Source organism: Paenibacillus sp. SAFN-054, assembly GCF_051966755.1.
Classification (GTDB): Bacteria; Bacillota; Bacilli; order Paenibacillales; family Paenibacillaceae; genus Paenibacillus_AQ.
Genome location: NZ_JBQCKS010000003.1, coordinates 64,592 through 85,481, shown reverse-complemented (window position 1 = coordinate 85,481; position 20,890 = coordinate 64,592). Strand labels below are relative to the sequence as shown.

The 20,890-nt window shown below is 53.2% G+C and carries 17 protein-coding genes and 1 pseudogene; 4 read left to right on the top strand and 14 right to left on the bottom strand.

Translation table 11 applies throughout. The features are described 5' to 3' along the window. Positions 1–166 precede the first annotated feature (166 nt). A complete protein-coding gene (locus tag ACTHPM_RS16225; RefSeq protein WP_440396740.1) occupies positions 167–2,734 on the top strand; it encodes a helix-turn-helix domain-containing protein in 2,568 nt (855 codons plus the stop codon). A 575-nt stretch (positions 2,735–3,309) separates the two neighbouring features. Here ACTHPM_RS16225 and ACTHPM_RS16220 read toward each other — a convergent pair. Continuing rightward, positions 3,310–3,679 (bottom strand): annotated as a pseudogene (locus ACTHPM_RS16220) (helix-turn-helix transcriptional regulator); the annotation flags it as partial. Positions 3,680–4,267: 588 nt separating this feature from the next. Further along, positions 4,268–4,696, bottom strand: coding sequence for an Lrp/AsnC family transcriptional regulator (locus tag ACTHPM_RS16215; RefSeq protein WP_440396741.1), 429 nt, complete (start codon positions 4,694–4,696; stop codon positions 4,268–4,270). A gap of 119 nt (positions 4,697–4,815) precedes the next feature. Between ACTHPM_RS16215 and ACTHPM_RS16210 the strand changes: the two genes are divergently transcribed. Together ACTHPM_RS16210 and ACTHPM_RS16205 are read left to right on the top strand one after the other, a co-directional pair. Then, positions 4,816–5,577, top strand: a complete 762-nt coding sequence (locus ACTHPM_RS16210) for an MBL fold metallo-hydrolase (RefSeq protein ID WP_440396742.1) — start codon at positions 4,816–4,818, stop codon at positions 5,575–5,577. After that, positions 5,558–6,025: a GNAT family N-acetyltransferase gene (locus ACTHPM_RS16205; protein WP_440396743.1), complete on the top strand. Its 468-nt coding sequence runs from the start codon at positions 5,558–5,560 to the stop codon at positions 6,023–6,025. Before ACTHPM_RS16210 ends, ACTHPM_RS16205 begins: the two co-directional genes overlap by 20 nt. Here the strand turns inward: ACTHPM_RS16205 and rlmH are convergent. From rlmH to ACTHPM_RS16190, 3 genes are all read right to left on the bottom strand, one after another. After that, positions 6,016–6,495 (bottom strand): 23S rRNA (pseudouridine(1915)-N(3))-methyltransferase RlmH, encoded by a 480-nt coding sequence (rlmH, locus tag ACTHPM_RS16200; RefSeq protein WP_440396744.1) that lies wholly within the window; start codon positions 6,493–6,495, stop codon positions 6,016–6,018. The genes ACTHPM_RS16205 and rlmH overlap by 10 nt on opposite strands. A gap of 332 nt (positions 6,496–6,827) precedes the next feature. Further along, the gene (locus tag ACTHPM_RS16195; RefSeq protein ID WP_160499818.1) at positions 6,828–6,995 is read right to left on the bottom strand and encodes a CxxH/CxxC protein; all 168 of its coding nucleotides are present in this window, start codon (positions 6,993–6,995) and stop codon (positions 6,828–6,830) included. 119 nt (positions 6,996–7,114) lie between these two features. After that, positions 7,115–8,362: a S1C family serine protease gene (locus ACTHPM_RS16190; protein WP_440396745.1), complete on the bottom strand. Its 1,248-nt coding sequence runs from the start codon at positions 8,360–8,362 to the stop codon at positions 7,115–7,117. Between the two features lie 658 nt (positions 8,363–9,020). Between ACTHPM_RS16190 and ACTHPM_RS16185 the strand changes: the two genes are divergently transcribed. Beyond that, positions 9,021–9,227 carry a hypothetical protein gene (locus ACTHPM_RS16185; RefSeq protein ID WP_440396746.1) on the top strand — a complete coding sequence of 69 codons (207 nt, stop codon included), beginning with the start codon at positions 9,021–9,023 and terminating at the stop codon, positions 9,225–9,227. On the opposite strand, the gene ACTHPM_RS16180 is transcribed toward ACTHPM_RS16185, so the two are convergent. From ACTHPM_RS16180 to dnaB, 9 genes are all read right to left on the bottom strand, one after another. Next, positions 9,196–10,002 carry an MBL fold metallo-hydrolase gene (locus ACTHPM_RS16180; protein ID WP_440396747.1) on the bottom strand — a complete coding sequence of 269 codons (807 nt, stop codon included), beginning with the start codon at positions 10,000–10,002 and terminating at the stop codon, positions 9,196–9,198. The two genes, ACTHPM_RS16185 and ACTHPM_RS16180, sit on opposite strands and share 32 nt — an antisense overlap. 5 nt (positions 10,003–10,007) lie before the next feature. Next, positions 10,008–10,805 carry a two-component system regulatory protein YycI gene (gene yycI / locus ACTHPM_RS16175; RefSeq protein ID WP_440396748.1) on the bottom strand — a complete coding sequence of 266 codons (798 nt, stop codon included), beginning with the start codon at positions 10,803–10,805 and terminating at the stop codon, positions 10,008–10,010. Between the two features lie 132 nt (positions 10,806–10,937). Beyond that, on the bottom strand, positions 10,938–12,218 hold the full coding sequence (locus ACTHPM_RS16170; protein WP_440396749.1) for a YycH family regulatory protein: 1,281 nt from the start codon (positions 12,216–12,218) through the stop codon (positions 10,938–10,940). After that, entirely contained in the window at positions 12,215–13,966 is a 1,752-nt protein-coding gene (gene walK / locus ACTHPM_RS16165; RefSeq protein WP_440421626.1) for a cell wall metabolism sensor histidine kinase WalK, read from the bottom strand. The genes ACTHPM_RS16170 and walK overlap by 4 nt, the downstream gene beginning before the upstream one ends. Before the next feature lie 75 nt (positions 13,967–14,041). Continuing rightward, positions 14,042–14,773, bottom strand: coding sequence for a response regulator YycF (gene yycF / locus ACTHPM_RS16160; RefSeq protein WP_440396751.1), 732 nt, complete (start codon positions 14,771–14,773; stop codon positions 14,042–14,044). Between the two features lie 207 nt (positions 14,774–14,980). Continuing rightward, entirely contained in the window at positions 14,981–16,528 is a 1,548-nt protein-coding gene (locus ACTHPM_RS16155; RefSeq protein WP_440396752.1) for a peptidoglycan DD-metalloendopeptidase family protein, read from the bottom strand. Between the two features lie 294 nt (positions 16,529–16,822). Then, positions 16,823–17,581 (bottom strand): hypothetical protein, encoded by a 759-nt coding sequence (locus ACTHPM_RS16150; RefSeq protein WP_440396753.1) that lies wholly within the window; start codon positions 17,579–17,581, stop codon positions 16,823–16,825. 390 nt (positions 17,582–17,971) lie between these two features. Then, positions 17,972–19,255, bottom strand: coding sequence for an adenylosuccinate synthase (locus ACTHPM_RS16145; RefSeq protein ID WP_440396754.1), 1,284 nt, complete (start codon positions 19,253–19,255; stop codon positions 17,972–17,974). Between the two features lie 272 nt (positions 19,256–19,527). Further along, a complete protein-coding gene (dnaB, locus tag ACTHPM_RS16140; protein ID WP_440396755.1) occupies positions 19,528–20,889 on the bottom strand; it encodes a replicative DNA helicase in 1,362 nt (453 codons plus the stop codon). Between the last annotated feature and the right edge of the window lies 1 nt (position 20,890).

Here is a 20,890-nt window from a genome sequence, read left to right as displayed (position 1 = left end):
CCACATTCCTCCGTCTTGGTTTCCTTTAGTCTTTTCCTCACGCTTACTCGGCGTGTTCGGTATGATTGAATCTTAGCACGATGACGTCTATGCTATGAATACAGGCGAGTTCGTACGAAGAGTTCGTATAAGTTCGTGTAAGTTCGTGTTACCAGGGGGAGAATAAATGGCAGGTAATCAAACGGAACGGATATGGCCGGAAGAGATGATTCGCAAACTGCGGCAGAGACCGGGCCCGGCCGGAAGGGCGAAGCTGCGGCAGATCGATCTGTCCAAGCGGATCGGGGTGGAGATAAGGACGATTCAGCAGTGGGAAAATGGCGAACGGCTGCCGAGCGCTCATAATCTACAATTGCTGATTCAACTTTTTGTCGTTGAACAAAAGTTTCTTCGCGGATCCGAGCGCGAAGAGGCTCAGTTGCTTTGGGAGACGGTCCGTCGATTCCATGACGACAGGTCAGGAAACAACCGGAGGTATCCCCTTTTTGACGAACAATGGTTCGAGGCGATTCTCGCAGCTTCTTCTGACGGTAGAGAGGCTTACGTTCGCCCCGGAATCCGATCGGCAGGTTCGCCGGCACACAGGACCGATGAATCGCCGCGAAGTGCTATCGCACCATATGGAGCAACGAATCTACCGAGCAGAATGTCCTCATTTATCGGCCGCCTCGAACAGGTCGGGGAGATTCGGCAACATCTTGCCGATTCCCCCCTCGTCACGCTCGCGGGTGCCGGGGGAAGTGGCAAGACGCGCCTGGCGTATAAGGTCGCATCGGACGCCTGCCTTTCTTATCCCGACGGCGTGTGGCTGTTCGAGCTCGCTTCGGCGATGGATACGCTCTCGGCGCTGAGAATCATCACGTCGGTATTGGGCGTCAAGGAACAGAAGGAAAGGCCGCTTATCGAGTCCTTGCTCAACCATATCCGGAACAAATGCATGCTTCTCGTGTTCGACAACTGCGAGCACTTGATCGATTTCTGCTCTTCTCTCATCGAGCGGTTGTTGTCGGCCTCCCCTAGGGTCGCCATTTTGGCCACCAGCCAGGAGCCGTTGAACATCGGCATGGAGCGAGTATGGAGGATTCCGCCGCTCACGTTCCCCACGGAGAATGAGCTGCGGGATCATGCGTCAGATGAAGCCATTCTGTCCCGTGAGTCCGTTCAGCTGTTTATCGAGCGCGCTGCCGCCGTATCTCCCTCCTTCCGCGTATCGGAAGCGGACGTGAAGATCGTCGGGCGAATCTGCAAACGTCTGGAGGGCATCCCGCTGTCCATCGAGCTGGCAGCGGCCCGGACGAACGTGCTCAGCATCGAGCAACTCGACGAACGGCTGTCCGATATGTTCGTCGTCCTTACAGCCGGGAAGCGAACGGCCGCACCCCGTCATCAATCGCTTCGAGCCACCCTGGAATGGAGCTTCGCCCTGCTCACGGAGCAAGAGCGGCAGTTGCTGCGGAAGCTGAGTGCTTTTACCGGGGGATTCGAGCTGGAAGCGGTCGAACAGATCTGCGTGGATGAGGAATCGAACCCCTCGCTCGGACGGTTCGATCGTCAGGAGGGCTTAAGCTTGGTTGCTAGCCTATTCAATAAATCGTTCCTAACTGTTGATTTGGCGAGTAGCGGACCTAGGCGCAGATATGCGATGCTCGAGACGATTAAACAATTTGGAAGCGAACAATGGGAGAGGCACTGCACCGGCGAGGAACGCGAACGGATGATCCGCCGCTTCGTCGAGTACTACTGTCGATTTGTAGAAAAAGCGGAACGGGGGTTCCGCAGTCGAGAGCGGGATGCCGCATTCGTGGCGATTCGGCGGGAATACGCCAACATTCGCTCCGCGCTGAAATTAGCCTGCGATCATCCGCGGGCGGAAGCTGCAATACGAATGGCGTCCTGCCTCTATTATTACTGGCTGCACGAAGGGACCTTGCAGGAAGGATCCGCGCAGCTGCGTGCGGCTCTGGCGACGCACAGTCAAACTTCCGTTCAAGAACACGCGGTAAAAGCGAAGCATGGTCTTAGCGTGTTGCTGTGGGTCATGGGAGAAGTCCAGGAAGCCGAAGACCTGGCCAGACAAAGCGCGGATGAAGCTCGCAAGCTCGGTCATCCGGCGCTCCTAGCATCTCAGCTTCGCATGCTTACTCAGCTGGCATCGCATTCGGGCTTGACGGACGAAGCGATTCGGCTAGCAGAAGAGAGCGTGCTGCATGCCAGGAATTCAGGCGACGATTGGAGCCTTGCGTCATCCTTAGGTTCTCTGGGTTACATCCTGGTGGCGCAGCAGCAGTGGGAACGGGCGGAACCCTTGCTCGTCGAAAGTGCCGCGCTATTCGAGAAAGCAAAAGACGACTTGGAGTTGTCGGGACCTTTTCGGGCCTTGGGATATATTGCGTTAAACCGGCAGAAACCCAGAGAAGCGTTGGCACTTTTCAAGAGAGGCATCGCCATCTGCCAAACGTATCCGGGAACGTGGTTCCTCGCGCGAGGAGTCGAGGGGCTTGCAAGCGCGTTGTGCGGGCTGGGAGAATACCAGGCAGCCGCTACGCTGATCGGAGTCTCCGAGAAATTACGAGCCAATCTTGGCTCCGCGGCCCAGCCCCAGTTTCAATGGATTTACGAGCAGGCGAAACGAACCTGCAGGCTAGAATGCGGCGATACGCCGTTTAACGAGGCCATTGCGATTGGAAGAGGAATGACGAGAGAGCAGGCCGTTTCTTTTGCGTTAGAGGTGTAGGGGCATTCCTTGTTGCGCCGTTTGTCGAGCAATGCTTGGTATTTTCTTCTTCGGCGGCAGCGAGTCGCTGTCCGATTTTAATTCAGCGACTCCGAACTTCCAACACCGCTGGTTTTTATAAAGATGTTCTTCTCAACTTTCGAAAAGCATGCTTTTTGAAACGGTCAAAAACCCCTACCTTATCCGTCCCAAAATGTCTGCCACACAGGGCCACCATCTGTTTCGCCTCCCCCTGTAAAAAGGCTGACATGACCAAGCCCTCTAAAGTAGAGAATTTTAAAGTGGTTTATTGGCGTAGGTGTGATTGAGCAGAAGCTTAAAACGTGGGGGAAAGCGGCAGCCGATAAAGTCACGGCGATCATTAGCGAAGGTGAAGCTTGGCGGCCATAGGGCCGCCATTTGTTTTCGCCGATAGACCTGTTAAGCTGAACCGTATCACAAGTAGGGCTAAAATAATCGTCCTTAACCTCGTGGAGGGCGGAAATGTCATCTTTGAAAATCGAAACTATGCGAACGCTGTATCTTCAATGAGCTTTACAGTCGGTAGACACCGCACGCCGGGATGCGCGCTAGGGTCAATTACTTCTTCCCAATACATCCGCTCTCTCCTGCAATCCTTCTACAACTTCCTTCGGTATTTCCCTGACCTTGATATCTCCACCTAAGAAAAGCAGCCAGTTTGTTATCTCGGTCAACTCATCCGGATGATGAATATGGAAGTTCTACACTCTTCTTCGTGCTTATTCTTTTTTTCTCAGGGTATGGTTTGACATCGGTGAGATTGTCGACAGGAATAATCCGCCTCTTCCCCTCCTTTAGGTCGAAGCATTCAATTTGCCAAGAGCTTTTCTCACGAAATAGGCACATGAGATAGATGGGATAAGGCTTGATTTCTCTTCCTTCTTCGACGGAAACCACTAAGTAGCAGTCTTCAAGAAGGATCTGGCTTGCTCCGCTTCATGAAGTTCCGCTCGCTCCGACTGGGCGATGAAGACCAGGGTTCCCAGCACTGCTGAACTACGCAAAAAATGGGGCAACAAACCTTGTAGTCACCCACATGTAATCAGTGAAACCAGTCGTCATGGTAAGACTGGCGACTATGTTTGTACAACCTGTGGAGAAGCTGGATGGGGTAAGAAATGGGTGGAAGATGAACGCCGCCTAAATAACAAAGATAATTAATAACCAGTTCTAAACAACTTCCCACAAGCCGGTTAATGAAATCATAATACGAATATTAATAAGGGAGCTGTCACAATGCACACGAAGCTGACATGGATCCATCATACCCTGATCAACGCTGGCCTATAGACGCTACTCTACTAAATAGCACAATTGACTTCCTTCACAATCTTGCAACTGCTATTTATCGTGTTATAAATTAGTTGTTTTCAATTTTTCGCCGTCACTTATGATAAGGTTCTCCGCGCTGTCTGTAACGGCAAGTTTTTTAAAACCATCCATTGTGGGATGTTCTTTGTCTGTTTATTCGAGTATCCAACAAAGTCTCTAATCATGTATCGATATATTAAACTACTTTACCTTTTCAATCGAGAGACTTAATTTATAATTGCCATACTTCAGCACTTCTTCCAACAGCTTGTTCAGATCCGATATCGTGCCGATCCTTATGCGCAACCAATAGCAGCCTTCTCCGCCTACGCGATGCACCTCCATCACGTAGTCGCTCGAACTGACGAAGTCCCGGAACGCTTTATGTGCATCATTTGATTTCATAAATACAATAAGGAACGCATGAACATTCAATCCAATCTTCTCTGGATTCCAACGAAGCGTATAGCCTTCAATAACCCCAAAGTCTTGCAGTTTACGCACCCGCGCACCGACCGCCTGCCCGGTCATATGAACAATCTCCCCAATTTCTTTATTGGTGAGGAGAGCATTTTTCAACAACGCTTGCAAAATTCCCAAATCAATTTCGTCAATCGCTTGGCCAACCACTCGGCACCGATCCTTTCAACGTGAAAGTAAATCCATCTGAATGCGTTCATCAAGTTATGTATCGAACACATAGGCTGGTGCTATCATCATATCAGATGAACATCCAAGGAGGAATTCATATGAAAATTCAACTTATTCGCCATGCGAGCTTATGGTTGGAATATGGGGGAGCTACCTTTCTGATTGACCCGATGTTTAGTGACAAGGCAATCAATCCACCGATCGCCAATTCCGGCGACGAACGGCGTAACCCACTCGTCCCATTGCCTGGTAATATGAACACGTGGCTCGCACCAAATGCTGTACTTGTGACACATTTACATCGCGATCATTGGGATGAAGCAGCAATTCGGGCCCTGCCAAAAGATTTGCCCCTATTTTGCCAAGAAGGGGACGAAGACTCGTTCATTTCGTCAGGATTTACGCAAATTACGGAGATCCAAACTTCTACGTGCTTCCAAGGGGTAACGATTCACCGTACAGACGGCCAACACGGGACAGGCGAGATCGGGCGAAAAATGGGGAAAGTGTCCGGCTTTATTCTTCAGACACAAGGAGAGCCCACATTGTACATCTCTGGTGATACGATCTGGGGTGATGATATGAAGAAAGCACTCGATAGCTATAAGCCCGATCTTACGATCGTCAATGCGGGCGGGGCTAGATTTATTTTTGGCGATGCCATTACGATGGACGAAGATGACGTGAAAAAGCTTATCGCCTACGCGCCATATACACAGATCGTTGCTGTCCATATGGATGCGATCAACCATTGCCGCGTCACTCGGGAAGCCTTACAGACAAGTCTCACCACGAACAATTTGCTCGATAAAGTCGTCATTCCAGAGGACGGTGATTGGTATGAACTTAAGACATTTTGAGGCGGATGGCATAGTGCTTTCGACAGATCGGAGCTTGCTTGACCTCCCCTTTGTCTACCGCTATCTGCATGACCATATGTACTGGGCGAAGTCGCTTACGTTTGATGCCTTCCAACGGGCCGTAGCCCTTTCAGCTGTTGTGGTCGGTGCGTACGATTCTTCGATGAATGGGCAACTGGCCGAATTCTCTCGGGTCGTTTCGGACCTCGAAACCTTTGCCTATTTGACCGACGTCTTCGTAGTGTCCGAATATCGTGGTCGGGGTCTGTCCAAGAGGATGATGGAATTGATCGTCCATCATTCCGAGCTGCAAGGACTAAGACGCTTCCTACTCGTGACGGAGGACGCCCAGAGGCTATACGCCAAATTCGGCTTCGAGCCTAGCGGGAACACTTGCTACGTCTTTTCGATTCAATACATCTTCAAAAAAACTTGCCTTTATTTGTGATACGGTTCTCCCCGATTAATCTTCACCGCTCGATAAATCTGCTCTGTCAGCACCAGCCGCATCAGCTGATGCGGCAGCGTCATGCGCCCGAAGCTAAGCTTCTGCTGGGCGCGGCGCAGCACGGCATCGGAGAGCCCGTGGCTCCCTCCGATCACGAACACGACATGGCTCGTCCCGTACGTGCCGAGCTTGTCGAGTTCGGCGGCCAGCTCTTCCGAGCTCCAGAGCTGGCCGCCGATGGCGAGCGCGATCACATGCGCGCTCTCCTTCACATGCGCGAGGATGCGTTCGCCCTCGCGCTCCTTCACGATCGACACCTCCGCTTCGCTCAAGGTGTCCGGGGCCTTCTCGTCCGCAACCTCAATCATCTGGAATTTGATGTATGGGGTCAGACGCTTGGCGTATTCCTGAATGCCCTGCACCAAATATTTCTCCTTCAGCTTGCCGACGCCAATCAATTGAATCAACATAGTTCGTATGTCCTCCGTTCATGAAACCTGAATATGTACTCTATTATGGGAAGCTCCCTTGCCTTCCATCCCCCTCGACCCGGGGCCGTTTGGATAGTAGGACTATTCTGCTTCCTCGTATTGACATGACCTGACTCTGCCTCCTTACGCGCATAAATCACGGATAGTGAAGAGACAGCATTTATCATGACAACGATATAAAATGAACTAAAGATTACCTTTGCACCTCTCCTTGATCCGATCCCGATGAAGTGCCTTCCGTTTCCTTTAGTTCAATTGATACAAAAAAGGAGCGTGCCAGCACGCTCCTTCCTTACCCATGCACTTCGTTCTTAGACGACCAGAAATTTGCCGGCCTGCTCGCAGTGCGCGCACTGCACGGGCGGGTCCCAATCAGAGAATTCGGTATCCTTCAGGTCCACCACGTCCGGAGCGTCCTCGTATTCGTCCACAAACGTTTCAATGGCAAGCTCCAAATGTTCTTTGCATACTACATACATAAATGAAAGCATCCCTTCTAGTGCTGTACACGGTTGTCATAAGTCCATTCTTTGCAAAATGCTTATGTCTTACTCAAATTATAGCCCTTTTTCCGGCATTTCGCACACTTGTTTTTTCCTTATTGATCCGGCTTCTCCGCCAGCTTCACGTTCGTCGTCTGTTCCTTGCCGCCGCGGTAGAAGGTGACCTTTATGGTGTCCCCGATTTTTACTTTATCGTACAGGAATTTCTTCATTTCCAGCGTCGTCGTAATCGGTTCATCGTTGAATTTCACGATCACGTCATTGAGCTTCAAGCCGCCCTCCTGCGCCGGACCGATGGCATCGAGTACGACCACGCCTTCGGTTACGTCGCTTGGCAGCTTCAGCTCTTTGAGCTGTTCCTCATCCATCGGGGCATACGAATTGCCGAGGTCCATGGAATAGACGCCGATATACGGACGGGCGATTTTGCCGTGAGCCATCAGCTCGTCGACGGTCTTCATCACCTGTTCCACCGGGATGGCAAAGCCAAGTCCCTCTACGCCGGCATCCGCGATTTTCATCGTATTGATCCCGATGACTTTACCGCTTAAGTCTACGAGCGCACCACCGCTGTTGCCTTCATTGATTGCCGCATCGGTCTGAATGACCTCCTGCTCCCAGTCGTATACACCGTCCTGGTTAAGCGACACCGGCACAACGCGCTTCGTATAGCTTACAATGCCGGAAGTCAGCGTATCGCCGAGCCCGAGCGGGTTGCCAATGGCAAACACCGTCTCACCAAGACGCAGCTTGCCGGAATCCCCCATCTCTGCGACCTCATCAATGTTCTTGTCATTGACGGCCAGTACGGCGATGTCGTTCACCTTATCCGCGCCGACGAGCTTCGCCTTTTTCATTTCACCGCTGACCGTCACCACCTCAAGCTCCTGCGAGCCTTCGATGACATGGTTGTTGGTGATCACAAAAGCCTGGCCTTTATCCTTCTTGAAAATCACGCCGGAACCCAAAGCCGAATCCTCCAGGTTGTTCTTATCCTTCTTGGCGTCCTTGTAATTCACGATGCTCACGACGGTAGGGCGTACTTTCGCTGCAGCCGTAACCAATCTGTCATATGGATCGACGGTGCTGTCCAGCTGTTTCGAGTTCAAGGCGCTGACCGCAGCTGCCTCTTTCCCGGAGGAAGGCAGACCCGTGATCATGCTGAACAGCAGCACAGCCACGAATGCGCTGATGACCGAGCTGATCGTGGCGATCTGAAGCGTCGACAGCCCCCGGCTGCGCCTGTATCTCGGCCACACTTCCTGCGTCTTGCGGGCTTTGCGGAATCCGCGCTTGCGCTTCGTCACTTTGGTCGAATAAAAATCATCTTGAAACAGCCCCATGTGATCCTCTCCCCTTTGTTGTAACGCACCCAAATCCAACTGCCGTCACGAACTTCAAATACCCCATTAGGTATGTAATCCTGACCGTTCCTCTTCTTGTATCAATGCCTGAACTCGGAGCCAAGCTTCAGTTTGTTATGAATACCTAAAGATTACCTTTTTGGCGCTGTTTTTTCTGTAGTGCAAAAGTCTCCATTTATATAAACTGCATGGCGACCCCAAAGGTTGCGTTGAATGATCCCTTTATTTTTAATCACCACAAAAAAGCCCCTCTTAAGCAAGAAATCCATTTTTTATATCAAATAAAAGCATTTTGATGCTCCATATCCCTACTTGCGACACACTCTCTCAGAAAACAGGCATATTTCCGGCCTCCGGCTACTAGAATAATAGCAGGCAGCAGCAGAACAGCCCTGGGTGAAAGTCCGGACAACACCTTGATTCACCTAAAATATGGAGTATCGTCAATACCTCTTTAGCCCAATGGCTGTAAGGCATTTCAGGTATTCGGCCGGTACAGACCATTGTATCATATGGAGGTCTGCGTACCTAATGAATTTGAAAAAGGAATGCTGGTGAGTTGTGGAATGCACTTGTTATTTTTGGAAATAATGATAGAAGAGCGCTTACCCTAAAAAAGTAGAGGAGGTAGTTTATTATGGAGAGATTTCCGTCCGGTATGGACGTTGTGCAGATGATGGCCAAGCTGGGAGATTTGAAGGACGAGCATTACCGCAATACCCTTGCCCTCAGCACGATCATCGAGCTGCTGGTGGACAAGGGCATCCTCACCCGCGATGAAGTGGAGAGGAAGGCGGCCGAGCTCGACCAGTTTATGGTTCACTCACCTTATCCCACGGTGTAGGGCGGTCATAATACGTATCGCAAAGCTTGAATTCACTGTCTTTGTAAAAGCAGCCGCGTTCCTCCATGCTGTCTCGCACCGTCATTTTCGCCAGATCCATCATATTATGGTCGCGGCTGAGATGCGCCAAATAAGTACGCTTGAGATCGCCGGTCAGCAGCTCGCTCATGGCTTCACCGGCATCCACGTTCGATAAATGTCCCATATCGCCCAGAATGCGTCGCTTGATGTTCCATGGATATCTGCCCATGCGCAGCAGCTCGATATCGTGGTTCGCTTCAAGCACCATGACGTTCGAATCGCTGATCGCCTGCTTCACCTTATCGCTCATATAGCCGAGGTCCGTCGCGACGCTGAGCTTTTCATTGCCGTCATAGAAGCAGTAGCCCACTGGCTCAGCCGCGTCATGCGAAATGCCGAAGGATTCGACGCGCAGCGACCCAAAGTCGCGGACCTCGCCGCTGTCCATCACGACCCGCTTCTCCTCTGCGATTTTGCCGATGGACTTCTCCATGGCCTCCCATGTCTTTTCATTCGCGTAGATCGGCAGATCGTATTTGCGGGCCACGGCCCCGAGACCCTTGATGTGGTCGGAATGCTCATGGGTAACCAGGATGCCGTCGATCTCCTCCCCCGTCACGTCCCGCTCCTTCAGCAGCTCATCAATCCGTTTGGCGCTTAACCCCGCGTCGATCATCAGCGTCGTTTCTTCGTTTCTGACCACGGTGGCATTGCCTGTCGATCCGCTGGACAGTACGGTAAAAGATATCCCCATTGCCATTACTCCCTTTCTTTCTCATTCTTCGGGCTGCTCACGGTCACGTCGCCGCTGATGCCCTGTACGTAATACATCTCCCCGCTCTCCAGCGTGAACCGCCACGAAGGGGCGGCGACCTGGCTTTCCGAGTTATATACCTGCCCGTAATATCCGAGCTGAATGTCCTTAATGTTCGAGCCTTGCGGCAAATGTCGCTCCACCAGCGTCTTTAGCGCATTGCTGGCCGGCATCATTTTCTGCTCCTCCTCGTCGCCTGAGGCGGTAATGAGGATCGGCGACTGGCGGTAGGAAATAATCCGCTGATCACTGTAGTACAGCTCCAGCTGATCATTGAACAGCGGCCATTTCTGATCGACCAGCGCATGCATCACGAATCGTCCCGCCGCGCCTGCCTGCTGCACCCGCTCCATTTCGCTTTTGCTCATATACTCGCTGGCCAGCGGATCATAGCGGTAGCTGCCGATTTCCGGGATGGCCTCCTTCAGGGCGCTCACGAGTTCCTTATCCCTGAAGATGAGCTGGCTCATGATTTTATCGTTCACGTTTACCTGCCCGCCGATGCTCTCCCCGTTCGCGTACTGATACGTAATCTTGGGCAGCTGCGGCGTCATGCTTGGAATCTGGCACAGCAGCTGGATCGACCTTTCCTTCATCACCTTCTGCGTGCTCTCGGACAAGGAGGCAAAGTCCAGATTGGTATCCGCCTGCTCGCGCACATCCGCCCACAGCTGGTAGCCCAGCACAAGGTTCAGCAGCAAAAAAGCGTAAATCAGCACATTTTTGGCCCGTCCCCAATCCATTGCTTTGCCTCCTTCGGTCTGTTATTCGCGTGTGACCGGGCGGTCACGGAACGCACTTCCGATCGCCGATCACTGCCGCTCCTTCAGTACAATTTCGGTACCCTCTTCCAGCCCTGATATAATCCTTGATCCTTACCGAATCGTGCGGATCTGTCCATTCGCCAGCTTTACGGCCCAGACCGGCGTCAGCTTCAGTCCCTTGGTCACAAGCTCCGGCAGATAGGCCGGGTAGAGATCCACGATCGGCGATTCCTTGCCGAAGGCCGTCAGCAGCGCCTTCAAGTCATCGCCGGCAGGCAGCTTCTTCATCTGTTTCTGCTGCTGCCCGTTCTTCATATAGATCAGGGAGCGTTCATACGTCGAAACGTTGCCCTGCTGCAAATCCAGCTTCATCGTGCCGTAATGGAAATTCATCGTATCCAGCACCGGGTAAGAACCGTAATACTGCTGGAACATGATCTGGCTCTGCTCCGTCGCGGTGCCGGACAAGTTCAGGCGGTACACGCCATTCCAGCCGCCATGCTCATTGACGAAGTCCACGGCCGCCAATATATCCTTGCTGTCGCTGCTCTCCCCGGCCGGTGGAGCCGCCGGATCGGTATAGCTCATCCATTTCTGTTCCTGCCGCACCTGGAGGCTGCGCTTCGAATCCGTGTAGATCTCCGATCCATCCTTCTCCTGAATGTACCGGGTAATCCCCGGATCGAAGAACAGGCTCTGCTGCATCTGCGCGATCGTATACCAGCCGATCTCCACATTCGCCTCCACCATGTCCATGGGCTTCTCTGGCACGTAATACGAGCCGCCTCCCTGCACGGCATACGGGATCCAGTTCTTGCCGAAGTCGACATGCTGCTGAATGTCCTGCACGGTCAGGTCAACCTTGCCAGCCTCATACACCACATCGCCCTCGGTGCTGAAGAACAGCGCATGCGCCTTCGAATCGCTCGGCGCGCTGCAGATCCAGATCCGGTTAATACGCTCCACCTCGAACAGCGAGTCGGGCTGAATCTGCATCACGCGCTGCAGAAGCGATACCGGGATGCCGGAGCCGAAGGTCATCTCAATGCCCGGATTTTCGCTGCGGATTTTGTTCCAGTCCATATTCTCGACGGAACGCCGCTGAAAGCTTTCGAAGCTGCGTCCCTTCAGGCGCGTGTAAATCAATTTATAGAACGTCGAATTCGGGTAGAAGATGGTATGCTTGCCCTCACCCATATGAATCAGCATTTTATCGGGGTATAGCAGGTTTTCCACTTTGTCCTGCGGTCCCATATTGTCTGTCTTGATATAGTTGTTCATCGCTTTGGCGGCGGTGTCGCTGCCCGGAAGGCGATAAATCAGGTAATAGCTTTGCACCAGGCTGCCCAGCACCAGCAGCAGCAGGAGAAGCGACTTCATCCGTTCCTTCATGTCGCCACCTCCTCATCCTCTGCGAGCGGCAGAGTAAACGTCACTTTCGTGCCCTGCCCAAGCTCGGATTGGATGGAGATCGTGCCGCCATGGGCCAGCACGATCTCCCGGGCAATGGACAGCCCGAGCCCGGTACCGCCCATGCTGCGGGAGCGCGCCTTGTCAACGCGGTAGAAGCGCTCGAAAATCCGGTCCAGATCCTTCTTCGGAATGCCAATGCCCGTATCCTGAACGGAGATGGCGAGCATATTGCCGGATGTTTCCGATGCCCCCATGGCAATGCTTCCGCCCGGCTGCGTATATTTCATCGCATTGGACACCAAGTTGTCCAGCACCTGGTCGATCTGGTCACGGTCGCAGAGCGCTCTGCCCAGCCCGGCCCCGACTTTGACCTCGGACCCGATATCCTTCTGCTGCATTTGGAACGAGAACCGGTCCGCCACGTCCTCCAGCATTTCCAGCACATCCGTCGGCTGCTTGCGGAGCAAGGCTTCCTTGTTGTCGAGGCGGGACAAATGCAGCAGGTCCGTTACGAGCCGGATCATCCGTCCGGTCTCGTTCTGGATGACGCCCACAAACCGCGACGCCAGCGGCGGGTCGTCGAGGGCGCCGTCATCCAGCGCCTCGGTGTAGCTCTTGATCGTCGTCAGCGGCGTCCGCAGCTCATGCGAGACGTTCGCCACGAATTCCCGCCGCGACGCCTCGAGCTTCTCCTGCTCGGTCACGTCCTGAAGCACGGCGATCGTGCCCGTAATCCCGAATTCCCGGCGGTGGATCGGAGTGAAGGTAACCCGGACCATGTAGGCATGCTCCGCTTCCGGGTTCATCTGCAGCAGCATCGTCACATAGGTGCCCTCGGTGAACGTCTGCGTCTGTTCGGCGCTTAGGCCCAGCACCTCGGCGATGCCGCTGCCGGACAGCTCCTCTTCATCCACGCCGAGCATCGCGCCGGCGCGGCGGTTCATGAGGATGATCCTTCCGGCCTCATCCGTCGCAATCACGCCGTCGCTCATGTTGGTGAGAATGGATGCTAGCTTCTCCTTCTCTTCCTCATTCACAAGCAGCGCTTCGCGCAGCCTTGTCGTCATATAGTTAAAAGCTTCGCTCAGCTGGCCGATCTCGTCATTGCCGAATATGGGCATTTTCTGGTCGAAATCGCCCTCGGCCACGGCCGTCGCATGCCTTGTCATCTCTTTGATCGGATGGGTAATCGTATGGGCAAGAATCACGCCCAGAACGGCGGTCAATCCGAGCGCAAGCAGGATGCCCGAAATAAAAATGTTGTTGACCCGCCCCATCGTCGTATACAAATCTTTCATGGAGGCCACGATGTATACCGCCCCGACGATTTTGCCCTTGTTCATCACCGGCTTGGCCACGACCTTCTTGCGGACGTTGTCCTCGTCGATGACGTATTCCTCGTTGTCCTTGCTGCCCTGCAGCGCACGGCTGACCACGGTCTGCGTATTCTTGCGCCCGACATAGTCCCCGTGCGACTGGTTGGACGTGATCAGCACCTTGCCGCTGGCATCCAGCACCTGAATCTCCGCACCGTCCATGTTGAACAGATTCGTTACGATCGCGCCCAGGCTTTCGACGGAATTGTTTTCTCCCGTATCGGCGGTGCTCTCCAGTTTTTCCGCGGCCAGTACGGACAGAAGCTCAGCTCTTTCCTGCAGGTCCTGCGTGAAATTTCGGGTCAGCGAGTTTTTCATGGCGCTCACGAAATAAACACCAATCAGCTGCATGGCGATCAATATCAGCAGAACGTAAATGATGATCAGCTTCGCCTGAATGGTGCGGAAAAAGGAGGTCCACTTCATTTACAGGCCTCCGTTTTTGGGACTGCGCATGACGTACCCGAGTCCACGGCGCGTCAGAATGTACTCCGGCTTGCTCGGATTCTCCTCGATCTTCTCCCGCAGCCTGCGGATCGTCACGTCCACCGTGCGGACGTCACCGAAATACTCGAAGCCCCAGACCGCCTGGAGCAGATGCTCCCGCGTCATGACTTTTCCGGCGTTCTTCACCAGATAATATACCAATTCATACTCCCGGTGCGTCAGGTCCAGCGCGTCGCCGTCCTTGTACACCAAATACATATCCGTATCTATAAAAAGGTCAAAGAGCTGAATGCCCTGCTTCGCTTCCGGCTCCGCCACGGCTGTGGTCTCAGGGCCAGACGGCTTCGTCTGGCGCCGCATATGAGCTTTCACCCGCGCGAGCAGCTCACGCGTGCTGAAGGGCTTCGTGACGTAGTCATCGGCCCCGAGTTCCAGACCCAGCACCTTGTCGATCTCGCCATCCTTGGCGGTCAGCATGATAATCGGCATGTGTAATCCCTGTGCGCGCACCTCGCGGCACACGTCCATCCCATCCTTGCCCGGCAGCATCAAATCAAGCAGCATCAGGTCCGGCTGAATGGAACATGCCATCTCGACCGCGCTGACGCCGTCGAAGGTGCAGATGACCTCGTAACCCTCTTTTTCCAAATTAAATTTTAAAATATCGGCAATGGGCTGTTCGTCATCCACCACCAGAATGGTTCCCTGCATCCGCTCTTCACCTCGTTCATCCGAACTTGTCCAGTCCTTCTTTCATTTTACCATACCTGGCTTCACGTCACATCCTGCCAAGGCGCTTTCCCTATGGATATATCTTCTTATTTCTTGAAAACAAAAGCACCGCCCCCAAGGAAAGAGGCAGTGCTTATCGATCATATTCGTGTATGAGTGCTGAACGTGTAGTGCACTTGCTCGTGTTTAATTCAAATATTTCATCGGGTTTTGAATGGAGCCTGACTTATGGATTTCAAAATGGAGATGGGTACCGGTGGAACGGCCGGTGCTGCCCATAATGCCGATTTTGTCGCCCTGGTTCACGCGGGCTCCTCTATGGGTCGAGATGCTCTTCAAATGCCCGTAAAGCGTTTCGTAACCATTGCCATGGCTGATAATAATCGCGTTGCCGTAACCGCTGATCTGACCTGTAAACGTAACGGTACCGTCATCGGCAGCTTTAATCGCCCGGTTGCCCGATACGATGTCGAGGCCCTTATGCATCTTGCCCCACCGCGAACCGTAGGAGCTGGAGATGCGGGGGCCGCTGACCGGCCAAGCGAATCGTCCCGAGCCTTTGCCCGGAACCTTCGTCCCTTGAAGCACGACTTCGGTGAGGGAGGCCTTCACGACGCTTTGGCCCACCCACTGCTCGTCCACGACTTTGCCGTTCTTCTTCGTAACGACATAGTTCATGACCTTCAAGCCTTCCTGACCCGGACGAACGACTTTGCTCTTGCCCGCCGGAAGGTCCTTGGACTTGCGGATTTCAATGTCGGGCGCCGTCGCCACCTGCTCGGATACCTTTTCCACCGTCGTGACCGTCAGCGGAGGCTTCGGTACGGTCAGCTTCAGCTCGTCACCGATTTGCAAATACTTTTCTTTAATCTGCGGATTGTTCGCGAAGATCTCCTTTTGGCTGAGCCGGAACTGGCTTGAAATCGAGCTGATTGTATCGCCCTCCTCCACGGTATAGAGCAGCGGAGCATCCTTGCCTGTAATCAGCAGCTTGGCTGCCTCTTCCGCAGTCAGCACTTTGTTCGGATCCGTCTCCACCGGTGCGGACGTAACCTTCTCTTCGATCTTCACCGATTTGACCGGGCTGGCTGCCGTCTTCTGCGGCTTGGCCGTGGTGCTGGCCGAGAGCTTCTTCATCACTCCGCCATTTGCACCGGCAGACGCCGTCGTTTGCGGAGCGTACCTCTGCTTCACTTTCTCCAGCGCGGCGTTCACCGTGGCCTGATCCTTCACGATGCCCACGACCTTGCCGTTCACCTTCAGTTCCACGCCTTCCGCGTAGCCCTTCAGCATCGAACCGAGCTTATCGATCGTCTTCTGGGTTTCGGGCTCCGCATTAAAGCCCTTTTCCAACTTCGTGGTGATCCCTTCGGTATGGAGACCCATCGCCACATCCGGGTATTTCTCCTGATATTCCTGCCGTTTCCGGCTATATAATTGTTCAATCCGCGCCGGATCATCGATGGTTCCGATTTCTTCCCCGTGTATGTACACATGATAATAAGGGACCGTCTTGGCGTCGACATATTGATTGCCTGCAAATACGAGGCCGGTAATGACCACGGCAGCGCCTACGGTGCCTGCAATCCATTTCCGGGCAGCATTCCATCGTCCCCGCTTCAGCCCATCCAGGGTAGAAGTGTTCATGCCGTCATGTTCTTCGTGCCCGGAAGCCGCCGAATTTGCTTCTGTCCGCTTCTCTTCCGTTTGGCGAAAACCATTCAAACCTTTCATAGTACTCTCCCTTGTGCTTTGCGTATCGGGGCCACGGATTTTACAAATCCATAGACAAAAAGGTTAAAATTTTGATACCTTTTTACACCCTCGTCTACTTTACCACAAGGTCCGTTCACAATTCAACTCTTCACAATTAGCAAATAAACCCGCTCCCAGAGCGGGTTTGGTACATATTGTCTCCAAACGCGGCAATGCCAAATGGTGACAAAAAAATAACATTTACTGATATTTCCCCTGCGTTCAATTGTAAATCCGGTGTGAATACCTCGGTGCCATAACTTGGAAAGGCCCTTATTCCTGCTCAAGCATTTGCTTCAGGACGTTGAATTCCTCCGTGCTTAAATATTGGGCTATGGAGTCCTCGATCGCCTGCAGTTCCTGTTCGGTCAGCCCATCCTCCATAGCGGTTGAAATCTTCTGCATTTCAGGCTGAGGGAGCTTTGTCATGAGAATAGTAAAAATCTGCTCCTTCTCACTATTGGTCAGCTCCTGCTTCTTTTTGGCCACATCGTCCGGACTGATCACGACCTGTTGATCCTGGGCGGACTGGCTCCCTGCCGCCGATTCCCCAAGCAGTCCCTGCCCCATTACCGGCAAGGCATCAATCGGCGCTTCCCCGTTTCCCGGTTTGGTTCCGCCGGTTCCTGCCTTTTCACTTGCGCCGGATTCGTCCGTCTCCGTATTTGCGCTGCCGGAGCCGCTGCTATTTGAAGTGCTGCTGCCTGAAGTGCTGTCTATGCTATCACCCGTAAGGGATCCCGCTGCGCCCGTTTCAGGCGAACGGCTCGTTTCCTTATCATCCGGCGTTTCCGGGGATTCCTTCGTATCGCCTGCTCCGCTCGTTTTGTCTGCACTGCTGCCGCTCTTGAAACCGAGCATGCCCTTCATCATGCCTCCGAGGCTGAGAGACTGCCCCTCCAGCGTGATATTAAAGCTCGCTAGCAGCGATTGCACATAGCTGTTTACAATCGCTCCGGTCGTAAGTACGGTCAGCCCGCTGATCAGGACCACCGTCAGGACGGTTTTGACCAGCCAACGTGTTACTTTCATGCCGCCTGCCTCCTTTATGCCACACCATGCTTGGATATATTGAACCAAAGATATCAGCCTATCATCGCGATGCGTCCGTTCAAGGCAAATCTATGCTTTCGTTCGGTTATTAGAAGTATTGACGGATTCGGGCGGCTTTAAATCTCTTAATAGAAAAAAAGCCCATTCACCGGCGGAAATCTCCGGTGAATGGGCTTTAAGGGTTTATTTCTTCTAATCTTTAAATGAGATATGCGATAGCGAAGAGGGACGAAATCGTTTTGAAGAAGCGCAGCGCTCGCCTTTGTCCCCATATTTATTCCATGAAAATATAATCAAAAAAATCTGGGGGCAACAGCGATCGGAGAAACGATCCGTTCACCGTAGCGGCTACTGCATATCCTTTTAAAATTAGTAGATTGGCAGAATCTGATTCGTCTGGCTGCGGTTGCGGCCGACGGAGAAGATCGCGATCGGAATGCCGGTCAGCTCGGACACGCGCTTCACGTAATTGCGGGTCGACTCAGGCAGATCCTCCAGCGTCTTCGCGCCGGTAATGTCCTCATGCCAGCCTGGCATTTCTTCATACACCGCTTCGCATTCGGACAGCATCTTCAGGCTCGCCGGATAATGCGTGATGATTTCGCCGCGGTATTTGTAGCCGGTGCAAATCTTAACCGTATCAAGGCCGGTCAGCACGTCAAGCGAGTTCAGCGACAAGCCGGTCAAGCCGCTGACGCGGCGGGTATGGCGTACCACGACGCTGTCGAACCAGCCGACGCGGCGAGGACGTCCGGTTACTGTACCGTACTCATGGCCTTTTTCGCGAATATAATGGCCGATTTCGTTGTCCAGCTCGGTCGGGAACGGTCCGTCACCTACGCGAGTCGTGTAAGACTTCGCAACCCCGATGACCTGCTCGATGCGCGATGGGCCCACGCCGGAGCCGTTGCATACGCCGCCCGCAGACGGGTTCGAAGAAGTCACGTATGGATATGTGCCCTGGTCGATGTCCAGCATGACGCCTTGAGCGCCTTCGAACAGCACTTTTTTGCCCGCATCAATGGCATCGTTCAGCACGACCGAAGTATCTTTCACATACTTACGCAGCACTTCCGCGTACTCCAGGTACTGCTTCAGCACTTCTTCAACGTCAAGCGGTTCGCCGCCATAGACCTGCTGGATCAAATGATTCTTATCTGCCATGAGAGGGCGCAGCTTCTGTTCGAATTCCTCGGCGTCCATCAGATCGACAATCCGGATGCCGTTACGGGCTGCTTTATCCATATAGCAAGGGCCGATGCCTTTGCGTGTCGTTCCGATTTTGTTATCGCCTTTACGGTCCTCTTCAAGCGCGTCCAGGACCAGGTGGTAAGGCATGATCACATGCGCGCGATCGCTGATAACCAGATTTTCCGTTGTGAAACCATTATCATGAATGTAATTAATTTCATCAATGAGTGCAGCCGGATTAATGACCGTGCCGTTACTGATCACGCAAGCCTTATCCGAATAAAACACGCCGGATGGAATTAGCGTGAGCTTATATTTTTTACCGTCAATCAGAATGGTATGTCCGGCATTGTTGCCGCCCTGGTAACGGGCCACCACATCGGCGCTCTCCGCGAGAAAGTCCGTGATTTTGCCTTTGCCTTCGTCTCCCCATTGTGTTCCCACAACGACTACTGTTGACATGTTCATTCCTCCGCTTGGTGCTGCTTTCGCACCTCATTTTAATAATTTCTATGGATTTTGCACGAAAACCCGAAACTCTATGCATATCGCTGCACGGAACATAAACAATTCTCATGATTCGCAAAGCAGCATTACCAGTGTACCAGTCCCCATTTTTAAAGTCAAATTAAAAACGAACAATCGCACATGGGTATGTACGATTGTTCGGAAATAGAACTACATATTCGCATTTTCCTTCTCGGCAAACGCATAGGGATATATAAATGCACCGGTCACATGGCAAATGGTTCGGCATGCGCCCTTTCATAATTGACAAACTTGTTGAAGTTCTTGAGGAACACCAGCTCCACGGTGCCTACCGGACCGTTACGCTGCTTGGCGATGATGATTTCGATGATGTTCTTCTTCTCCGTCTCCTGATTGTAGTAATCGTCGCGGTAGAGGAAGGCTACGATATCGGCATCCTGCTCGATGGAACCCGATTCCCGAAGGTCGGACATCATTGGACGCTTATCCTGGCGCTGCTCGACACCCCGGCTGAGCTGGGACAGCGCAATGACCGGCACGCTCAGCTCACGCGCAATCTGCTTCAGCGTACGCGAAATTTCGGATACTTCCTGCTGGCGGTTCTCGCCGGCCTTGCCGCGCCCCTGAATGAGCTGCAGGTAATCGATCACGATCATGCCAAGGCCCTTCTCCTTCTTGAGCCGGCGGCATTTGGCGCGGATATCCGCAACCGTAATGCCTGGCGTATCATCAATATAGATCTCGGACTCGGCAAGCGACGCGATGCCCATAGTCAGCTTGGCCCAATCGTCATCGGTCTTGAAATCGCCCGTCCGCATAATGTTCGCATCGAGGTTGGCTTCCGCGCAGATCATCCGGTTGACCAGCTGAGGCGCGGACATCTCCAGACTGAAGATGGCTACGGTCTCGTTGGCCCTTACGGCGACGTTCTGAGCGATATTCAAGGCAAACGCCGTCTTACCTACAGAAGGACGCGCAGCCACGATAATCAGGTCGGAACGCTGAAAGCCGTTGGTCATCTTGTCCAAATCGACGAAACCCGTCGGGATCCCGGTCGTGCTCCCGCTTTGCTGATGGAGAACTTCAACGCGGTCGAAGACGTCCATCAATACGTCGCGAATGGCAACAAAGCCGCTGCCTGTCCGCCGATTGGAAATCTCAAGGATTTTCCGTTCGGCGTCGCTGAGCATGCCGGAGACATCCTCGCCGCCAGTATAGCCTTCACTGACAATTTGCGTTGCGGTCCGGATCAAACGCCGCAACATCGATTTCTCTTCGATGATTTGGGCATAATATTCTACGTTGGCGGCGGTCGGTACGGCATGGGCCAGCTTCGCAAGGTAGCTGACACCGCCGACATCCTCCAGCTGCCCTTTGTCTTGGAGCCGTGAAGTCAGGGTAATCAGGTCAACAGGCTGATTCTCTTCTCCGAGCTGGATCATCGCTTCATAGATCAGCTGATGCGGCGCGTCGTAGAAGTCCTCCGGCTGCACCCGCTCCATCGCGGTGATCATCGCTTCACTCTGGAGGAGAATCGCGCCTAGAACCGCCTGCTCTGCCTCCAGGTTTTGCGGGGGAATCCGGTCGAAAAAGAGCTCTCCGCCCATC

What these genes read in the sequence shown, in the direction of transcription:
- ACTHPM_RS16180 (WP_440396747.1), bottom strand. Translation starts at nt 10,002, where the DNA reads ATGGGGATATCTTTTACCGTACTGTCCAGCGGATCGACAGGCAATGCC.
- ACTHPM_RS16225 (WP_440396740.1), top strand. Translation starts at nt 167, where the DNA reads ATGGCAGGTAATCAAACGGAACGGATATGGCCGGAAGAGATGATTCGC.
- ACTHPM_RS16150 (WP_440396753.1), bottom strand. Translation starts at nt 17,581, where the DNA reads ATGAAAGTAACACGTTGGCTGGTCAAAACCGTCCTGACGGTGGTCCTG.
- walK (WP_440421626.1), bottom strand. Translation starts at nt 13,966, where the DNA reads ATGCAGCTGATTGGTGTTTATTTCGTGAGCGCCATGAAAAACTCGCTG.
- ACTHPM_RS16185 (WP_440396746.1), top strand. Translation starts at nt 9,021, where the DNA reads ATGGAGAGATTTCCGTCCGGTATGGACGTTGTGCAGATGATGGCCAAG.
- dnaB (WP_440396755.1), bottom strand. Translation starts at nt 20,889, where the DNA reads ATGGGCGGAGAGCTCTTTTTCGACCGGATTCCCCCGCAAAACCTGGAG.
- yycI (WP_440396748.1), bottom strand. Translation starts at nt 10,805, where the DNA reads ATGGATTGGGGACGGGCCAAAAATGTGCTGATTTACGCTTTTTTGCTG.
- ACTHPM_RS16205 (WP_440396743.1), top strand. Translation starts at nt 5,558, where the DNA reads ATGAACTTAAGACATTTTGAGGCGGATGGCATAGTGCTTTCGACAGAT.
- rlmH (WP_440396744.1), bottom strand. Translation starts at nt 6,495, where the DNA reads ATGTTGATTCAATTGATTGGCGTCGGCAAGCTGAAGGAGAAATATTTG.
- ACTHPM_RS16170 (WP_440396749.1), bottom strand. Translation starts at nt 12,218, where the DNA reads ATGAAGGAACGGATGAAGTCGCTTCTCCTGCTGCTGCTGGTGCTGGGC.
- ACTHPM_RS16155 (WP_440396752.1), bottom strand. Translation starts at nt 16,528, where the DNA reads ATGAAAGGTTTGAATGGTTTTCGCCAAACGGAAGAGAAGCGGACAGAA.
- ACTHPM_RS16195 (WP_160499818.1), bottom strand. Translation starts at nt 6,995, where the DNA reads ATGTATGTAGTATGCAAAGAACATTTGGAGCTTGCCATTGAAACGTTT.
- ACTHPM_RS16190 (WP_440396745.1), bottom strand. Translation starts at nt 8,362, where the DNA reads ATGGGGCTGTTTCAAGATGATTTTTATTCGACCAAAGTGACGAAGCGC.
- ACTHPM_RS16145 (WP_440396754.1), bottom strand. Translation starts at nt 19,255, where the DNA reads ATGTCAACAGTAGTCGTTGTGGGAACACAATGGGGAGACGAAGGCAAA.
- ACTHPM_RS16210 (WP_440396742.1), top strand. Translation starts at nt 4,816, where the DNA reads ATGAAAATTCAACTTATTCGCCATGCGAGCTTATGGTTGGAATATGGG.
- yycF (WP_440396751.1), bottom strand. Translation starts at nt 14,773, where the DNA reads ATGCAGGGAACCATTCTGGTGGTGGATGACGAACAGCCCATTGCCGAT.